The following is a 16,101-nucleotide window of genomic DNA, read 5'->3' on the forward strand; positions in this document are numbered from 1 at the left end:
CCTAGGGTAGATGATGTGTCGGTACACAATTATGACGGTAGGAAGCGAAAAGAGGACCTGGCTAGAAACCAACCGAAATAAGCGGATTGGTGTTACCCTGAATTTCCAGGATGCGAGCATCTCGCAGTTGCTCTTCTTCAGAGACCGGATCCTCTGCCATCCAATTGTTGAACATCTCGACCTCAGTCTCTGTCAAAGGCATGCCGTAGGTGGTCTGCATGTACAGATAGATCCGCGCAATATCACCACGGGTCTCCGCCATCGGCTCGGCAACTTTCCGGCTGCTGTCAATCTCAAAATCACAGGCGCCATAAGTTCTGTTTTCGCCAGTAATAACGGCCATGCGATAATTGGAGCGGTCCCCGTTTAACTCACCAACGGCTGGAACGAGGTTATGGAGGTCAGCTTCCATGCGCTTGAAATCTGCATCAACTTTAGAGCAGCACCGGCGGCCCTTGTAGGATTTGCCCTTCTTCGTGGTACAGGCGGGGTCACCTTCACTCCAGCAAGCCCGGGTTTTGCCAAAACGTGAAGCTGGAACAATGTGCTCCCACTCAATCCGCTTGCCGCGCTTGGCGTTTTTGCGCGGGGTATACCCGCAACTGTCCGCATCAACCTGCTTCTTTCCATTGTAGGTGCAACCACAATAGAAGGTCTCACGATACTCCTCTGATGGATAAATATGCTTTTCCAGCAAGCGCTTAGCCTGAGAGAAGCTGGTTGGCGGTGCAGAAAAGGCTGCAGTTGTCCAGATGCAAGCCAAAAGGGCAGCAGAGAATACGATGAGGTTACGCATGAAGAAGTCTTTCGCAAGCGTATCCCTGAAAAGTGGTCTCCGGTTTCCAGGTGAGGATACGCATTAATAAAGATCTTGAATGAGGCGCGTGAATGAAATGCACGCGACATATTCAAGATCACCATCAGAAACTGGCGAGGGAGAGTTAAGAAACCCCTGCCAACACTGTTTGACGCGGTGGATACTGGTTTGTGCCGTTCCATTTTGACCGAATGAATGGGTGTGAACCTTGCCAAGAGTGATGAAGAGGAGAGAAATAGTACTTAGCGAAAATGCACAGCCTAAGGCTTTGCTTGTGAGGTTTTTCGGGAAATACTAGCTGTTTCTTATTTTGAACAGGGAGCATTGGCAGCTAAGTGAGGAAATACAAAGAATTTCTGCAGAAAATTATGCGGGAGAATAGCTTACGGTCTCTTCCGCAGATCTATCACCACGTGCGCAACATCCCATACGGGTCAACTGGTAACCGAGATCCAAAGGCCGTTTATACAAGCAACGTTGGTTCTTGCTCGGGGAAACACATTCTGCTGAGAGATTTTCTTCGTGAAGCTGGATATCAAGCTGAGATCATCACGATGTTCACGTACTTCAACGAGAGCACACCTGTTCATGGAAGTTTTCCGGAAGAGCTAAAAACAATCGCTACTCGTGAACGCGTGCCGGACTTTCACCACTATGTGCGGGTGTTAGAGCAGGGGGCATGGCTCAATCTGGATGCAACCTGGCATGATGGACTTGCGAGATTCGATTTTAAAGTGAACCACGATTGGGGTGGCTCAAATCACACTGCGCTTGCATCAGTTGCAGAGCGTGAATACCCCGCTATGGAGAACATAATTGATCTGAAAGCAGATCTCGTCTCTAGCCTGCCTCAAGACCAGCGTGATTTGCGAGCAAAGTACTTCCGGCTTGTGACGGAATGGATTGCAACATATGCATCGTAGGGCGTGAAAATAGAGTGAGTTAACTGCACTCTTAGTTTCTTTGCTGAATGGTTAGCTGCACAACTGCTTGGCCAAATCTTTTATCTGATGCTGAGCAAATACCTCAACGCCGTTCCTGCGCAGATCAGCAGCGACGACACCCATCCCCGAACGTGTCTGCCCATCGTGATGGCCACTATAGATGAAAGTGCTCCCGCAGGATGGGCTGCCATCAGTGAGCAATGCGAAGCGGCACCCTGTTTCAAGCGCAGTCTGCACGGCGATGCTAGCACCAAGGCGAAACTGGCTGGTGACGTCGCGCCCATTGTCTTCAAAAATTCCGCCATGGCCCTCGAGAACATCTGTGCCCAATCGGTTCTCTTCAATCTCAGTTGGTGGGCGCGGTGTTGGAAATCCTGCTGCGACTTCCGGGCAAAGGGGCACCAGAATACCGGCTTCCTTCCAACCAGTTAGAATACTGCTTTCAAGCGGTAGGCCACTGCCGTTGTAGCGGACTGGCTCACCAAGCAAGCACGCACTTATCAGGATTTTCGTGGTCATACTGCGGATACCTGAGTTTTAGATAGGCTTGGGCTGGCTGAGACTGCACGATAAAACAAAAAACGCGGACCCAAAGGCCCGCGCTTAATATCATCGCGATATGCGAAAAAACAAAGAGCTTAAACGATGCTCTGACCGGTTGCTGCCCAGTCCTTCATGAATGCTTCCAGGCCTTTGTCGGTCAGTGGGTGCTTCACGAGGCCCTTCAGTGTTGAAGGTGGGATAGTTGCAACATCAGCGCCAATGAGAGCACAGTCTTTTACGTGGTTTGCGCTACGGATAGAAGCTGCAAGAATTTCGGTGGTGAAGCCGTAGTTATCATAGATCTGACGGATTTCAGCAATCAGGTCCAGGCCTTCAATGTTGATGTCGTCCAGACGGCCGATGAATGGAGAGATGAAGGTCGCGCCAGCTTTTGCAGCCAGAAGAGCCTGGTTTGCAGAAAAGCAAAGGGTCACGTTGGTCTGCACGCCTTTGTTCGCCAGAACGCGGCAAGCCTTCAGGCCTTCCAATGTCAAAGGCAGCTTGATGCAGATGTTGTCTGCAATTGCGATCAGCTCTTCAGCTTCTTTCAGCATGCCTTCAGCGTCGGTTGCGACAACTTCTGCAGAAACAGGACCATCCACAAGCTCGCAGATCTCTGCGATGACTTCTTTCATTGGACGGCCAGATTTCATGATAAGAGATGGGTTAGTGGTAACACCATCGAGAAGACCGGTTGCAGCCAGCTCTTTAATGTCGTTGGTGTCAGCAGTATCAACGAAGAATTTCATGCCGGAAAGGCTCCTGATTTCTTAGTAGCCTCTCGTAGGGTACCGGAGGCCTAGGGGGGAATTCCGGTATGTGTTTAGCCCAGAGTGTATAGAAACAACAAGAGTAAAACCCGCTAAAGCGTATTCCCGAAAACTGGATTTCGGTTTTAGGATAAGAATGCGCGGCAAAACCAGCAAGTGCTCAACAAGGAATGGAGTTTCGTGAGTCAGCAAACTGAGTTTTTTGGCAACGGCCAGATGTGTGAACCAGAGGTGATTGTACCTGTGCTGGTTCCTGTCGCTGTCGCAGGTGCATATTCCTATAAAGTACCAGCTGACATGGACGTACGCCCCGGTTCCATCGTGCGTGTGCCTCTTGGCCCGCGTGAGGTGATCGGCGCCGTTTGGGATGGAGAACCGGACACAAAGGTTAATCCCAAAAGGCTGAAAAGCATCCTGCATGTCTACGATACGCCCCCAATCGCTGAAGATCTTAGGAAATACATAGACTGGGTCGCCGCATGGACGCTGGGCGCTCCCGGCATGGTTTTGCGCATGGTGCTGCGTTCTGAGGAGGCTCTGGAACCAGAGGCGCTGCTCTCTGGTGTGCGTTACATTGATGGCATGCAGCCGGACCGCATGACACCTGCGCGCTCAAAAGTCATGGAACTCGTCGAAAATGGCATGGCATGGACTCGCCCCGGCTTGGCGGGAGCCGCTGGTGTCAGCTCCTCGGTCATCGACGGCCTTAAAAAGCAAGGCGTGCTGGAAGAAGCAATGCTGCCAGCAACCCCGCCACTGCCTGATCCTAATCCATCTCTTCCGGGCAGAAAGCTGACGGATCTTCAGGAAGGCGCCGCGAATCAGTTGTGTGAGTCCATCGGAAAAGGCTTCAAAGCCTTCCTTATCGATGGGGTGACAGGGTCAGGAAAGACCGAAGTTTATTTCGAAGCCGTCGCCGAAGCTCTCAGAAACAACGAGCAAGCTCTGGTTCTCATCCCCGAAATTGCGCTCACCAACCAGTTTTTGGAGCGGTTTGAGCAGCGATTTGGGGTCAGACCAGCCGAATGGCACTCGCAAGTACCTCCAAAACGACGCGCAAGAACGTGGCGGGGAGTCGCAAATGGCGAAGTGAAGGTCGTTGTTGGTGCGCGGTCAGCACTTTTCCTTCCTTTTCACAGGCTAGGTTTGCTGGTCGTGGATGAAGAGCATGATACGGCCTACAAGCAAGATGATCGCGTTCCCTACAACGCTAGGGATATGGCCGTTGTTCGGGGGCATATCTCTGGTTTCCCTGTCGTGCTCGCCAGTGCAACACCATCTGTGGAAAGTCAGGTAAATGCAAAGCTCGGCCGATACACGAAAATCGTGCTTCCAGTGCGTGCTTCCGGTGCGGAAATGCCAGTAATCAAAGGCATTGATATGCGCTGCGATGGGCCTGAGCGAGGCAAATGGCTGGCGCCTGCACTGGTCAATGAGATTCAGGAAACACTGACCAACGGTAATCAGGTTCTGCTCTTTTTGAACCGTAGGGGTTATGCCCCACTGACCCTGTGCAGAACCTGCGGCCATCGGTTCCATTGTGAAAACTGCTCAGCTTGGCTTGTGGAGCACCGCTTTAAGGGTAAATTGGTATGCCACCACTGCGGCTATTCACAGCCTATGCCAGATAAATGCCCCGAATGCAGCAAGCCTGATACGCTGGTTGCGTGTGGTCCTGGCGTGGAACGAATTGCTGAAGATGTCTCAGCGTTATTTCCCGAGGCGCGCGTCCTTGTTCTCTCCTCGGATTTACCGGGCGGAACAGAGCGCATAAATCGCGAAATGAAGCTCGTTGAAACGGGCGAAGTTGACATTGTCATCGGCACACAATTGGTCGCCAAAGGGCATAACTTTCCATTAATGACCCTTGTAGGGGTGGTTGATGCTGATTTGGGCCTCGCAAATGGCGATCCTAGGGCAGCAGAGCGCACTTTCCAGCTTCTGGCTCAGGTGACGGGTCGTGCTGGCCGAATACACGGAAAAGGCAGGGGATTGCTGCAAACTTACAACCCTGACCAGCCCGTTATAAAGGCACTTCTCTCCGGAAATCCCGAGGAATTTTACGCTGCGGAAATCGAGTCGCGAGAAAACGCCGGCCTGCCTCCATTCGGGAGACTCGCAGCATTGATTATCTCTGGAGCGGATAGAACTCTCACCGAAAAATTTTCCAAAACTCTTGCAGTAAATAGTCCTAGTTCGGAAGGCGTTCAAATCCTCGGTCCGGCAGAGGCTGCAATGGCGCTGGTGAGGGGCAGATATCGGTTCCGTTTGCTCGCAATCGCACCCCGGAGTGTTGATTTACAAGGCTTTCTGAGAAACTGGTTGTCTGCCGCTCCCAAGCCAACTGGCGGTATCAGAGTGCAGGTTGATGTTGACCCCCAAAGTTTCATGTAGTGCTGCGCAGAAAGTTTGATACCTCAATGTATGCGTTGGAATACCTACGCCATGTTGCAAGGTGTTCAAGCGTGTGCTATGCGAAGCGCGGCTTTATCGGCACGGTTATCTCAGATTGTGCCATTCAAATTGAATTAGACGCGACTTATCAAGGATTTGGATTTCCGGCGAGCCAGCCGCCAGAATCTTGTATGCGCGGGAGAGCACGGATCCAGTGACTGACAACGTATCTCTCATTTCGGGCGTGGCCTTGCGTTATGCTTCTGCGCTGTTGGACCTTGCTGAGGAGCAGGGTGCGACGGCAGAGGTGGAGAAGGGTTTCGACCAGTTTGAGGCACTCTTGAACGAGAGTGCTGATCTTGATCGTCTTATCAAGAGCCCCGTTTTTAGTGCAGACGCTCAATTAAAGGCGATCTCTGCTATTTTGGAAAAGGCCGGAATTTCCGGTCTGACCGCAAATTTTGTGAAGTTGGTTGCCCAAAACAGGCGCCTCTTTGCCATTCCAAGCATGATTCAGGGTTTCCGTGAGCAGCTTGCTGCAAAACGTGGAGAAGTTACTGCTCTAGTAACCTCTGCAACGGAATTGAACGCTGAGCATGTCGCTGCTCTTAAAGAAGCACTCAACGCTTCTACGGGCAAGAATGTGAAGATTGTAGTGAAGGTGGACTCATCCATTCTTGGTGGTCTGATCGTGAAGATCGGCAGCCGGATGATTGATACGTCACTGCGAACCAAGCTCAACTCTCTTAAGTTCGCGATGAAAGAGGTCGGTTGATGGATATTCGGGCTGCGGAAATTTCCGCTATCCTCAAGGACCAGATCAAGAACTTCGGCCAAGAAGCTGAAGTGACTGAAGTTGGTCAAGTACTTTCCGTAGGCGACGGCATTGCCCGCGTTTACGGCCTGGACAACGTCCAGGCGGGTGAAATGGTTGAATTCCCAGGTGGTATCCGGGGAATGGCATTGAACCTTGAAACTGACAATGTCGGTGTTGTTATCTTCGGTAGCGACCGTGACATTAAAGAAGGCGACACGGTAAAACGTACCGGCGCTATTGTGGAAGTTCCAGTAGGTAAGGGTCTGTTGGGTCGCGTTGTCGATCCACTCGGTAACCCAATCGACGGCAAAGGTCCGATCGAATCTACTGAACGTCGCCGCGTTGACGTGAAGGCACCAGGCATTCTGCCTCGTAAGTCCGTTCACGAGCCAATGTCTACAGGTCTTAAAGCGATTGATGCTTTGATTCCAATCGGACGTGGTCAGCGCGAGTTGGTGATTGGTGACCGTCAGACCGGTAAAACCGCTATCATCCTCGACACCTTCCTCAACCAGAAGCCTTTGCACGCATCTGACGACGAACACGAAAAGCTGTACTGCATCTATGTTGCGGTTGGCCAGAAGCGTTCAACTGTTGCTCAGTTCGTGAAAGCTCTGGAAGACGCTGGTGCTCTGGAATACTCCATCGTTGTTGCTGCAACAGCGTCTGATCCTGCTCCATTGCAGTATCTGGCACCGTTCGCAGGCACCACAATGGGTGAGTACTTCCGCGACAACTCCATGCACGCTGTGATCGGTTATGATGACCTTTCCAAGCAGGCTGTTGCGTATCGCCAGATGTCCCTGTTGCTCCGTCGTCCACCAGGACGTGAAGCGTACCCAGGTGACGTGTTCTACCTGCACTCCCGTCTGCTCGAGCGTTCTGCGAAGCTGAACGAAGATCACGGCCTCGGTTCTCTGACCGCGCTGCCAGTGATCGAAACTCAGGGTGGTGACGTTTCTGCGTTTATTCCGACCAACGTGATCTCCATCACCGACGGTCAGATCTTCCTTGAAACAGATCTGTTCTTCCAGGGCATTCGTCCAGCGGTTAACGTTGGTCTGTCAGTTTCTCGTGTGGGCTCTTCCGCTCAGATTAAAGCGATGAAGCAGGTTGCTGGCCCGGTTAAGGGTGAGCTGGCTCAGTACCGTGAAATGGCTGCGTTCGCGCAGTTTGGTTCTGATCTGGATGCAACCACTCAGAAGCTTCTGAACCGTGGTGCACGCCTGACCGAATTGCTGAAACAGCCTCAGTTCTCTCCGCTTAAAACGGAAGAACAGGTTGCAGTGATCTTCGCTGGTGTGAACGGCTACCTGGACGATCGTCCGGTTGGTGAGGTTCGCGAGTTTGAAGCTGGCCTGCTGCGCTTCTTGCGTGCAGAACATGCAGACCTTCTCTCCGCTATCTGGGAGAAGAAGGCACTCGACGCCGATTTGACTGACAAGCTGAAAGCTGCAGTGGAAGCTTACGTCAAGACCCTCGGTTAATTCGAAGCAACGGGATAAGGAACGAGAGCGCCCATGGCGAGCCTCAAGGACCTAAAAAACCGCATCGCTTCGGTCAAAGCGACGCAGAAAATCACCAAGGCCATGAAAATGGTGGCCGCGGCGAAACTGCGTCGTGCCCAGGATGCTGCAGAAGCAGGTCGTCCCTATGCTGAACGCATGGGGACAGTACTTGGCAATCTAGCAGCTGGGTTCGAAGGTCGGGATGATGCGCCGAAGCTGATGACGGGTACAGGACGGGATCAGACACATCTGCTCCTCGTCTGCACCGCAGAGCGTGGCCTCTGTGGTGGTTTCAACTCGTCGATAGCACGTCTGGCACGTGAACACGCAGACAAACTTCTTTCCGAAGGTAAGACGGTCAAGATCGTCACCGTTGGTAAGAAGGGGCATGACGCCCTGAAGCGTGGCTACGGTCAGTACATTGTAGAGAATATCGAACTACGCGGCCTGAAATCTGTTGAATTCAGCGACACAAAGCACATCGGCGATCTCGTCATGGAAATGTTCCAGGATGAGAAATACGATGTTTGCACACTGTTTTACGCGCAGTTCCAATCGGTAATCAGTCAGGTTCCGACCGCCAAGCAGCTCATCCCAGCTCAGTTTGAAGCGAAAGATGAAGCTCAGGACGGTTCCTCTGAGGACGCGCTTTATGAATACGAACCAGGTGAACAGGAGATCCTTGAGACTCTTCTGCCACGTAACGTCGCTATTCAGATTTACAGCGCAATCCTTGAAAACGGTGCCTCCGAGCAGGGCGCGCGCATGGCCGCTATGGACAGTGCAACGCGTAATGCCGGCGAGATGATCGACAAACTGACAACGACGTACAACCGTCAGCGTCAGGCACAGATCACGACGGAACTGATTGAAATTATTGCGGGCGCGGAAGCGCTCTGACCGAGTTGAGACGAGGATTTAAGTGATGGCTGACACGAAAGTCGGACAGATCACGCAGGTAATCGGCGCTGTTGTCGACGTTCACTTTCCAGGTGAACTCCCTGCAATTCTGAACGCTCTGGAAACTGACAACGGCGGTAACCGTCTGGTTCTCGAAGTTGCTCAGCATCTGGGCGAAAATACAGTACGTACAATCTGCATGGACGCGTCCGAAGGTCTCGTTCGTGGTCAGGAAGTACGCGACACTGGCGAACCTATCGCAGTTCCTGTTGGTGACGGCACTCTGGGCCGCATCATGAACGTGATTGGTGAGCCTGTTGATGAAGCTGGTCCAATTGAACATGATGCCAAACGCGGTATCCACCAGGAAGCTCCAGCATTTGTAGAACAGTCTACAGAAGCTGAGATCCTTCCAACCGGCATTAAGGTTGTTGACCTTATCGCTCCTTACGCAAAGGGTGGTAAGATCGGCCTGTTCGGTGGTGCGGGCGTTGGTAAAACCGTTCTCATCATGGAATTGATCAACAACGTTGCTAAAGCACACGGCGGTTACTCCGTATTCGCTGGTGTTGGTGAGCGTACTCGTGAAGGTAACGACCTTTACTGGGAAATGATCGAATCCGGCGTGAACAAGGAAAAAGGCGGCGAAGGTTCTAAAGCTGCTCTTGTTTACGGTCAGATGAACGAACCTCCAGGAGCACGTGCACGTGTTGCTCTGACAGGTCTGACCATTGCGGAAGACTTCCGTGATAAAGGCCAGGACGTTCTGTTCTTCGTGGACAACATCTTCCGCTTTACGCAGGCTGGTGCTGAAGTGTCCGCACTTCTCGGCCGTATTCCTTCTGCTGTGGGCTACCAGCCTACACTTGCTACCGATATGGGCGGCATGCAGGAGCGTATTACGACCACATCTAAAGGTTCTATCACTTCCGTACAGGCCGTTTACGTTCCTGCGGATGACTTGACTGACCCTGCACCTGCTTCCACATTTGCTCACTTGGACGCGACTACGGTTCTTAACCGTGCGATCGCTGAAAAAGGCATCTATCCTGCAGTGGATCCACTGGATTCCTCCTCTCGTATGCTTGACCCGCGCATCATCGGTGACGAGCACTACGAAGTTGCGACCCAGGTCCAGGAAACACTTCAGCGCTACAAAGCACTTCAGGACATCATCGCCATCCTTGGCATGGATGAACTTTCTGAAGAAGATAAGCTGGTTGTTGCTCGCGCACGTAAGATCGAGCGCTTCATGTCCCAGCCGTTCTTTGTTGCTGAGGTCTTCACTGGTTCCCCAGGTAAGCTGGTTGCGCTCGAAGACACCATCAAAGGCTTTAAAGGCCTTGTTGCTGGTGAATACGACCACCTGCCAGAAGCTGCATTCTACATGGTTGGCTCTATGGATGAGGCAATCGAGAAAGCGGCTAAGCTGGCTGAGGACGCTGCTTAATCTCGGTTCTTTTGAACCGGTGACTTCTTTGGGTGACGCTTTTGGCGTCACTCTTAGAAACGGATAGAGGATGAGCTAAATGGCTGAAGCATTTCAGTTTGAGCTGGTTTCACCAGAGCGCCTTCTGCTCTCGGCAAAGGTTACTGACGTAATCGTGCCAGGTTCTGAAGGTGAATTTGGTGTTGGCGCTGGTCACTCGCCGTTCTTGTCAACCATGCGTCCGGGTGTTGTTAAAGCGCTCAGCGAAGATGGTTCCAAGCACGAGTACTTCGTGCGGGGTGGTTTTGCTGACGTTTCCGCGTCTGGCATGACTGTTCTGGCGGAACAGGCGATCCCGATGGCCGATCTTGATGCAGGTTACATCGCACAGCAGATTCAAGATGCGAGTGAAGATGTAGCTGATGCTAAGGACGAAGATGCACGTCAGGCTGCACGGCTGGTACTTTCCCAGCTGCAAGAGCTGCAGGCAGCTATCAAAGCTTCCTGATTGCACTTCGATGCCAAGAAAAACAAAAGCCTCGGCAGTGCCGAGGCTTTTTTGTATCTGCCTATGCAGAAAGCAGGCTCTTTAAACCGTTAGCGGGAGAAAAGAGCGCAGGATGAACGAGCAGCCCAGTCGATTAGGCTGCAAGTCTCTTTTTGTTTGCTGCTGCGTTTGCAGCGCGCATTTCCTCAGCACGCGCTTTACGTTGCTCAGGTGTCTCGTAAACAATCTTGCGATGGTGGTCGCAATAAGAGCCATTTTCAGCGCGGTTCTTGCAAGGGAATGTATAGCTCCCGCTGTCACCTTCAGTCCACTTACACTGGCCCGCCTTAGGCATAACTGGTGCTTTCATTTACCTACCCTTGTTCTTTGGAGCCAGTCGATCAACACTTGCATGCACGCGGGAGGAGCGTGAATACCATGCTCGCCGTTGGATCGTTGGAACCATTTTTGATTATGGGATCACCGGAATTTTCTTTTGCTACATTAAAAGCAAACAAATTTACCGGACGGGAAAAGATTATCTCTCCCCTTTCCAAATTGCCAGATATTTTTAGCTGTGTAAAAATGCTTACACAAGAAAATCTGGATAAAATATTTTTCTGATTTTCAATAGTGCAAGTAAAACAAATAGATAACAGAGTGGATGTGTATGCACCAATATTAACCACCACGTGAATTCTGCTGAATTGTTGTGGTTACTGCACCAAATTGATTCATCAATTGTGGCGAATTATGGTTTTTCAGAGTGCCTTCCCAGCACACCACCGGCATTGTGAAGTGCTTCGGGATCATCCAAATCACGTCGCGCCGCTTCTCCAAGCTCCACGGTGTAAACCACCGAAGGGTTCTGCTGAATGATTGGTTTGCCGCCAATATCACCTCGCAGACTAAGGAGATCATCAAAAAACGCACGATCCCAAAGCACTGGGTTGCCTCGTTTGCCATGCGTTGTAGAGACGCCGATCAGCTGATCCTGCATGGAATCGTGATTCTTTAAAAGCTTATTGATGTCATCCGTAGATACGAAAGGCATGTCACCGAGCAGAATGAGTGCAGCCTGTGATTGGTCGTTGACGCTCTCGATTCCCTTTTTGACGGAGGATGAGATCCCTTCATCGTACTCAGCATTATGTCTGAACCGGATCGGCAACCCGGAAAGTGCCTCTTCTACCTTAGAGGCCATCGCGCCTGTGACGACAATGAGCTCATTCAACTTACTTGCAAGCGCATGCTCGGCAACGAGCCGGACGACAGGCTTCCCATCAATAAGCGCCAGCAGTTTGTTATGGTCCCCCATGCGAGAGGAGTTACCTGCCGCAAGTAGAATGCCGCTGCAGATGGCTTTGTCAACCTCCTCAGAGAGAGGATGGTCTCGGGGTTGAGGACGACTATGGATTTCTTTCAAAAGCCCGCCAACCCCCATCGACATGATGTCTCTGCTGGTAATGCGGATATTGGCCAGCAAGCGCCGTAGGATCCAGTCAAACCCGTTCTCTTGCGGACTACGCGCACATCCTGGTGCACCAACAACTGGGGTGCCATTCAGCTCCCCAAGAACGAGCAGGTTGCCCGGATCAACCGGCATCCCAAAATGGATGAGCTCGCCGCCAGCGGCTTGAAGGGCCGCAGGAATAACATCCCCTTGATCCACCACCGCTGATGCGCCAAACACAACAATCAGGTCAGCGTCCTGCACTTGCGCTGTACCGAGCGCATTCGTGAGCGCGTCTTCGTCATGAGGCACACGCACATCCGCAGCAATCCTACTCGCTGCAATGTCCAGCCGTTCCTGCAAAACACGAAGGCTCTTTGCAATAACGGTCTCTTTCAAATGCGGAAGCGTCGTGGAAATGACTGCAACCGATTTAGGCGTATAAGCAGCCACCGAGATAGCCTCGGAAATCTTGTCAGCAGCGCTCTGTGCCAACTTTTGACCAACGGCCAGCGGAATAATCTTGGCAGTCGCAAGCATACGCCCTTCGCGAACTTCTGTGAACGGAGGCAAGCAGGCAAACGTGATAGCCGGATCAATCAGGTTAGCTTCTGTCACTTTCTCAGCATCTACCTGTAAAATCCCGCTTTGCGAGGCATAAAGGTTGGACCGTCCTGTAAAGGGCGTAGAAGCAGAAACAGCTGCGCCGCAAGCATGGTTGGCCAGCAAAGCAGCGGCGTCATCTTCGTGCAAATCAGTTGCCTCAACTTGCGCAACAATAACCTCCGCAAACCCTGCTGCAATCAACTGGCTCACATCCGCATCACTGAGCTGATGTCCTTTGGAGAGGGAGAGGCCATTATGTTTGATGGAGTGGGCAAGGTAACATCCTGCACTCTCTGCAGCTGATCTGCTTCCAAATTTCACGTCAGCCCTCCTTCTTCTGGTCTGCCTTGGTCCCACGCAAAGTTACGATGATCTCTGCGAGCACGGCCACCGCAATCTCGGCTGGGTTAGCAGCGCCAATATCAAGGCCAATCGGCGCTTTGATACGGACAAGGTCTTCTTCGCTTATGCCAGCAGCGAGAAAGCGCTCACAGCGCTTTGCATGTGTCTTGCGGCTTCCTAACGCGCCAACATAAAAGCAGCCAGCTTTCAGCGCTTCCATCAGCGGCACATCATCAATTTTCGGATCGTGGGTCACCGCAGCAACAGCTGTGAAAGGATCAAGCTTCAACTGTGCCATCACATCTTGCGGCCATTCAGCCAGCAGCGGCACCTCAGGGAAGCGCTCTTCAGAGGCAAACGCAGTGCGTGGATCGACTATCGTAATGTCAAACCCTGCCGTTTGTGCAATCGGGACCAGCGCCTGCGTGATGTGAACAGCGCCCACCGCCACAATCCGCGTGGCCGGAACCTGCATGCTCAGGAAGTACTCTTCGCCGTCTTGCGCCTGCACTCGCCCTGATTTGCCACTGCGAACACCGTTTTCAAAAGCAGCGGCAATGGCACTGTCCTCTGCATCATCTCCATAAAGCATCACAGAGGACAGACCGGTTGCCAGATTGGTAAGCAGCGCTGCTGGCTGGCGTGCAGCTCTCGACGTGTTCAGCAAGCGAACATGTCCGTGATCCGCCTCTGATGTCAGAGGCTCTAGATACACGCCAATCTTACCACCACAGGAAAGGCCAACGCGCCACGCAGTTTCATCGGCGACACCAAACTCAATCTTTCGCGCTTTACCGTCTTCCAGCACATCCATGGCTTCAGCAACCACAGCGCCTTCCACACAGCCGCCGGACACTGATCCCTCGAACTCTCCACTCTCATCAATAATGAGATGGCTGCCAACAGGGCGCGGCGCTGAACCCCACGTCTCAATCACCGTCGCCAGCACCAGTCTACGCCCCTCTGATTGCCAGCGCTCAGCAACACCAAGGACGTCGAGGTTTTTGGAAAGCTCTTGAGGCAAAGTGGAAACAGACATGACAGGCTCGCAAATAAACAGGGTCCCTAAGCGTCCTCCTATGCGAAAAACCTGAGAGATCTCACATAGGACGATGCCCTAATAGAATGAGGAGCCTAGCCTGCTTGTTCAAGGGGATGCAACAACAGAACAGTGTTCAGTAAAACAAAAAAAGCGCCGGGGCTTTCGCTCCAGCGCTCTCTTCGGGGGACTGATGACTACTATTCAGCAGCAATTTTGGTGATCGGGCCTGCATGAAGGACCAGATCATCAACGTGATCCTGGAAGATTTGGAAGTTCGCAGCGAACATGTCGACAAGCTTTGCCGCCTGCACGTCATACTCAGCTGGATTGCTCCAGGTGCTCCGTGGATCAAGGATACTGGTATCAACACCTGGCACCGCAACAGGAACCATAAAGCCGAAGTTCTCATCCTTGCGGAATTCAGCGGTGTTCAAAGAACCGTCCAATGCAGCACGAAGCAGGGCACGGGTTTCTTTGATTGGCATACGGTGACCAACGCCATACGCACCACCGGTCCAACCGGTATTCACCAGCCAGCAATCCACGCTGTGCTCACGGATCAGATCTTTCAGCAAAGCACCATATTCTGATGGGTGACGCGGCATGAACGGCGCACCAAAGCAGGTGGAGAATGTCGCCTGCGGTTCAGTGACCCCACGCTCTGTGCCAGCAACTTTCGCGGTATAACCGGAAAGGAAGTGGTACATCGCCTGAGCATCACTGAGCTTCGCGATTGGAGGCAAAACACCAAACGCATCAGCCGTCAGCATGATGATGTTCTTAGGGTTCGGTGCGCGGCCACTTTCACTAGCATTCGGAATGAAGTGAATAGGGTAGGAGCAGCGGGTGTTTTCCGTTTTGGAACCATCGTCAAAGTCTGGAACACGAGCTTCATCCAGCACAACATTCTCAAGAATGGTGCCGAAGCGCTGGGTGGTCGCAAAAATCTCTGGCTCGGCTTCTGCTGAAAGACGAATGGTTTTCGCGTAGCAGCCACCTTCAAAGTTGAAGATGCCCTCTGGCCCCCAACCGTGCTCATCGTCACCGATCAGCGTACGGGCTGGATCAGCGGAAAGCGTGGTCTTGCCGGTGCCGGACAGGCCGAAGAAAACGGCAGCATCGTCGTTATCGCCAACATTCGCGGAGCAATGCATTGGCATCACACCGTCTTCTGGCAACATGTAGTTCAGCATGGAGAAGACGGACTTCTTCATTTCACCGGCGTAGGCAGTACCGGCGATCAGAACGATCTTGTTGGTCAGATCACAAGCAATAACCGTCTCGCTCCGGCAACCATGACGCTCTGGGTCAGCCTTGAAGCTTGGCAGATCGATGATGGTCATCTCTGATTCAAAGCTTTTCAGGTCTTCGCGGGACGGGCGAAGAAGCATGTTGCGGATAAAGTGGTTATGCCATGCCAGCTCGTTATAAACGCGAACGTTCAGCTGATGCGCAGGGTCAGCGCCTCCATAAAGGTCCTGTACATACAGGTCCATGCCTTCAGCATGATCCAGCATATCTTGCAAAAGAACATTGAAGTTCTCCGGGCTCATCGCCCCGCTGTTTTCCCACCAGATCGTATCTTCGGTCTTGGTATCACGAACAACAAACTTGTCTTTTGGAGAGCGTCCTGTGTGAGCACCTGTTTCGGCACAAAGAGCACCGCCAGCGGCGATCTGTGCTTCACCATTCCTGATAGCATGCTCATAAAGTTCAGCTTCGGTCAGGTTCCAGTACACACTGTTGAGGCCCTTCAGTCCGAAGGTGTCACACCCAAACGCGGAATTCCGTAGTCCGAACTCGTTCATGTTCAGTAGTCCTTAATCGGCTCACTATTTAGCTTGCGTCATTCAATGGCACTGTGCCAGTGAATTTAGCGATAACGCCCCTTGGATGGGGCAGTCATGCTTACAAAAGCAAGACCAGAAATCCTGCGTTTTTCTATTAAACCGATTGAAATACGACCTTTTGCTGGCATAGATTTATTTTGCTTATAAAAATAAACTCGACACAAACTTGGTTTTCACTTTTAAGCGTTTAACGATACAC

At 52.1% G+C, this 16,101-nt stretch carries 15 protein-coding genes; 8 read left to right on the forward strand and 7 right to left on the reverse strand.

All coding sequences use genetic code 11. The features are described from left to right. Positions 1-61: 61 nt before the first annotated feature. The gene (locus PsAD37_RS02945; RefSeq protein ID WP_063294861.1) at positions 62-796 is read right to left on the reverse strand and encodes an endonuclease; all 735 of its coding nucleotides are present in this window, start codon (positions 794-796) and stop codon (positions 62-64) included. Between the two features lie 389 nt (positions 797-1,185). On the opposite strand from PsAD37_RS02945, the gene PsAD37_RS02950 reads away from it, so the two are divergent. Further along, positions 1,186-1,740 (forward strand): transglutaminase domain-containing protein, encoded by a 555-nt coding sequence (locus PsAD37_RS02950; protein ID WP_063294862.1) that lies wholly within the window; start codon positions 1,186-1,188, stop codon positions 1,738-1,740. A gap of 51 nt (positions 1,741-1,791) precedes the next feature. Here the strand turns inward: PsAD37_RS02950 and PsAD37_RS02955 are convergent, their stop codons facing one another. Both PsAD37_RS02955 and fsa read right to left on the reverse strand, forming a co-directional pair. After that, positions 1,792-2,280, reverse strand: coding sequence for a DUF523 domain-containing protein (locus PsAD37_RS02955; protein ID WP_063294863.1), 489 nt, complete (start codon positions 2,278-2,280; stop codon positions 1,792-1,794). Positions 2,281-2,399: 119 nt separating this feature from the next. Next, positions 2,400-3,053 (reverse strand): fructose-6-phosphate aldolase, encoded by a 654-nt coding sequence (gene fsa, locus PsAD37_RS02960; protein WP_057462970.1) that lies wholly within the window; start codon positions 3,051-3,053, stop codon positions 2,400-2,402. Positions 3,054-3,290: 237 nt separating this feature from the next. On the opposite strand from fsa, the gene PsAD37_RS02965 reads away from it, so the two are divergent. The 6 genes from PsAD37_RS02965 (at position 3,291) to PsAD37_RS02990 (ending at position 10,630) form a co-directional block, all read left to right on the forward strand. Then, complete coding sequence (locus PsAD37_RS02965) at positions 3,291-5,468, forward strand: primosomal protein N' (protein WP_063294966.1); 2,178 nt, start codon at positions 3,291-3,293, stop codon at positions 5,466-5,468. Positions 5,469-5,682: 214 nt separating this feature from the next. Beyond that, positions 5,683-6,243, forward strand: a complete 561-nt coding sequence (locus PsAD37_RS02970) for a F0F1 ATP synthase subunit delta (RefSeq protein ID WP_084407647.1) — start codon at positions 5,683-5,685, stop codon at positions 6,241-6,243. After that, on the forward strand, positions 6,243-7,772 hold the full coding sequence (gene atpA / locus PsAD37_RS02975) for a F0F1 ATP synthase subunit alpha (RefSeq protein WP_057462968.1): 1,530 nt from the start codon (positions 6,243-6,245) through the stop codon (positions 7,770-7,772). Before PsAD37_RS02970 ends, atpA begins: the two co-directional genes overlap by 1 nt. 33 nt (positions 7,773-7,805) lie before the next feature. Next, positions 7,806-8,693, forward strand: coding sequence for a F0F1 ATP synthase subunit gamma (locus PsAD37_RS02980; protein ID WP_057462967.1), 888 nt, complete (start codon positions 7,806-7,808; stop codon positions 8,691-8,693). A 25-nt stretch (positions 8,694-8,718) separates the two neighbouring features. Further along, positions 8,719-10,143, forward strand: coding sequence for a F0F1 ATP synthase subunit beta (atpD, locus tag PsAD37_RS02985; protein WP_063294865.1), 1,425 nt, complete (start codon positions 8,719-8,721; stop codon positions 10,141-10,143). 79 nt (positions 10,144-10,222) lie between these two features. Next, a complete protein-coding gene (locus PsAD37_RS02990; protein WP_063294866.1) occupies positions 10,223-10,630 on the forward strand; it encodes a F0F1 ATP synthase subunit epsilon in 408 nt (135 codons plus the stop codon). A gap of 133 nt (positions 10,631-10,763) precedes the next feature. Here PsAD37_RS02990 and PsAD37_RS02995 read toward each other — a convergent pair whose 3' ends face one another. Next, positions 10,764-10,979 carry a hypothetical protein gene (locus tag PsAD37_RS02995; RefSeq protein ID WP_063294867.1) on the reverse strand — a complete coding sequence of 72 codons (216 nt, stop codon included), beginning with the start codon at positions 10,977-10,979 and terminating at the stop codon, positions 10,764-10,766. 68 nt (positions 10,980-11,047) lie between these two features. Between PsAD37_RS02995 and PsAD37_RS28260 the strand changes: the two genes are divergently transcribed. Continuing rightward, entirely contained in the window at positions 11,048-11,233 is a 186-nt protein-coding gene (locus PsAD37_RS28260) for a hypothetical protein (RefSeq protein WP_193778204.1), read from the forward strand. 127 nt (positions 11,234-11,360) lie between these two features. Here PsAD37_RS28260 and PsAD37_RS03000 read toward each other — a convergent pair whose 3' ends face one another. The 3 genes from PsAD37_RS03000 to PsAD37_RS03010 all read right to left on the reverse strand — a co-directional run bounded on the left by PsAD37_RS03000 (position 11,361) and on the right by PsAD37_RS03010 (position 15,860). After that, the gene (locus PsAD37_RS03000) at positions 11,361-12,989 is read right to left on the reverse strand and encodes an NTP transferase domain-containing protein (protein WP_063294868.1); all 1,629 of its coding nucleotides are present in this window, start codon (positions 12,987-12,989) and stop codon (positions 11,361-11,363) included. A gap of 1 nt (position 12,990) precedes the next feature. Beyond that, the gene (locus tag PsAD37_RS03005) at positions 12,991-14,049 is read right to left on the reverse strand and encodes an XdhC family protein (protein ID WP_063294869.1); all 1,059 of its coding nucleotides are present in this window, start codon (positions 14,047-14,049) and stop codon (positions 12,991-12,993) included. Positions 14,050-14,249: 200 nt separating this feature from the next. Then, entirely contained in the window at positions 14,250-15,860 is a 1,611-nt protein-coding gene (locus PsAD37_RS03010; RefSeq protein WP_063294870.1) for a phosphoenolpyruvate carboxykinase, read from the reverse strand. Between the last annotated feature and the right edge of the window lie 241 nt (positions 15,861-16,101).

Source organism: Pseudovibrio sp. Ad37 (genome assembly GCF_001623075.1).
Taxonomy (GTDB): domain Bacteria; phylum Pseudomonadota; class Alphaproteobacteria; order Rhizobiales; family Stappiaceae; genus Pseudovibrio.

Excerpts from the sequence above, each read along its gene's own strand:
- PsAD37_RS02945 (WP_063294861.1), bottom strand. The coding sequence starts at position 796 with ATGCGTAACCTCATCGTATTCTCTGCTGCCCTTTTGGCTTGCATCTGG.
- PsAD37_RS02950 (WP_063294862.1), top strand. The coding sequence starts at position 1,186 with ATGCGGGAGAATAGCTTACGGTCTCTTCCGCAGATCTATCACCACGTG.
- PsAD37_RS02955 (WP_063294863.1), bottom strand. The coding sequence starts at position 2,280 with ATGACCACGAAAATCCTGATAAGTGCGTGCTTGCTTGGTGAGCCAGTC.
- fsa (WP_057462970.1), bottom strand. The coding sequence starts at position 3,053 with ATGAAATTCTTCGTTGATACTGCTGACACCAACGACATTAAAGAGCTG.
- PsAD37_RS02965 (WP_063294966.1), top strand. The coding sequence starts at position 3,291 with ATGTGTGAACCAGAGGTGATTGTACCTGTGCTGGTTCCTGTCGCTGTC.
- atpA (WP_057462968.1), top strand. The coding sequence starts at position 6,243 with ATGGATATTCGGGCTGCGGAAATTTCCGCTATCCTCAAGGACCAGATC.
- PsAD37_RS02980 (WP_057462967.1), top strand. The coding sequence starts at position 7,806 with ATGGCGAGCCTCAAGGACCTAAAAAACCGCATCGCTTCGGTCAAAGCG.
- atpD (WP_063294865.1), top strand. The coding sequence starts at position 8,719 with ATGGCTGACACGAAAGTCGGACAGATCACGCAGGTAATCGGCGCTGTT.
- PsAD37_RS02990 (WP_063294866.1), top strand. The coding sequence starts at position 10,223 with ATGGCTGAAGCATTTCAGTTTGAGCTGGTTTCACCAGAGCGCCTTCTG.
- PsAD37_RS02995 (WP_063294867.1), bottom strand. The coding sequence starts at position 10,979 with ATGAAAGCACCAGTTATGCCTAAGGCGGGCCAGTGTAAGTGGACTGAA.
- PsAD37_RS28260 (WP_193778204.1), top strand. The coding sequence starts at position 11,048 with ATGCTCGCCGTTGGATCGTTGGAACCATTTTTGATTATGGGATCACCG.
- PsAD37_RS03005 (WP_063294869.1), bottom strand. The coding sequence starts at position 14,049 with ATGTCTGTTTCCACTTTGCCTCAAGAGCTTTCCAAAAACCTCGACGTC.
- PsAD37_RS03010 (WP_063294870.1), bottom strand. The coding sequence starts at position 15,860 with ATGAACGAGTTCGGACTACGGAATTCCGCGTTTGGGTGTGACACCTTC.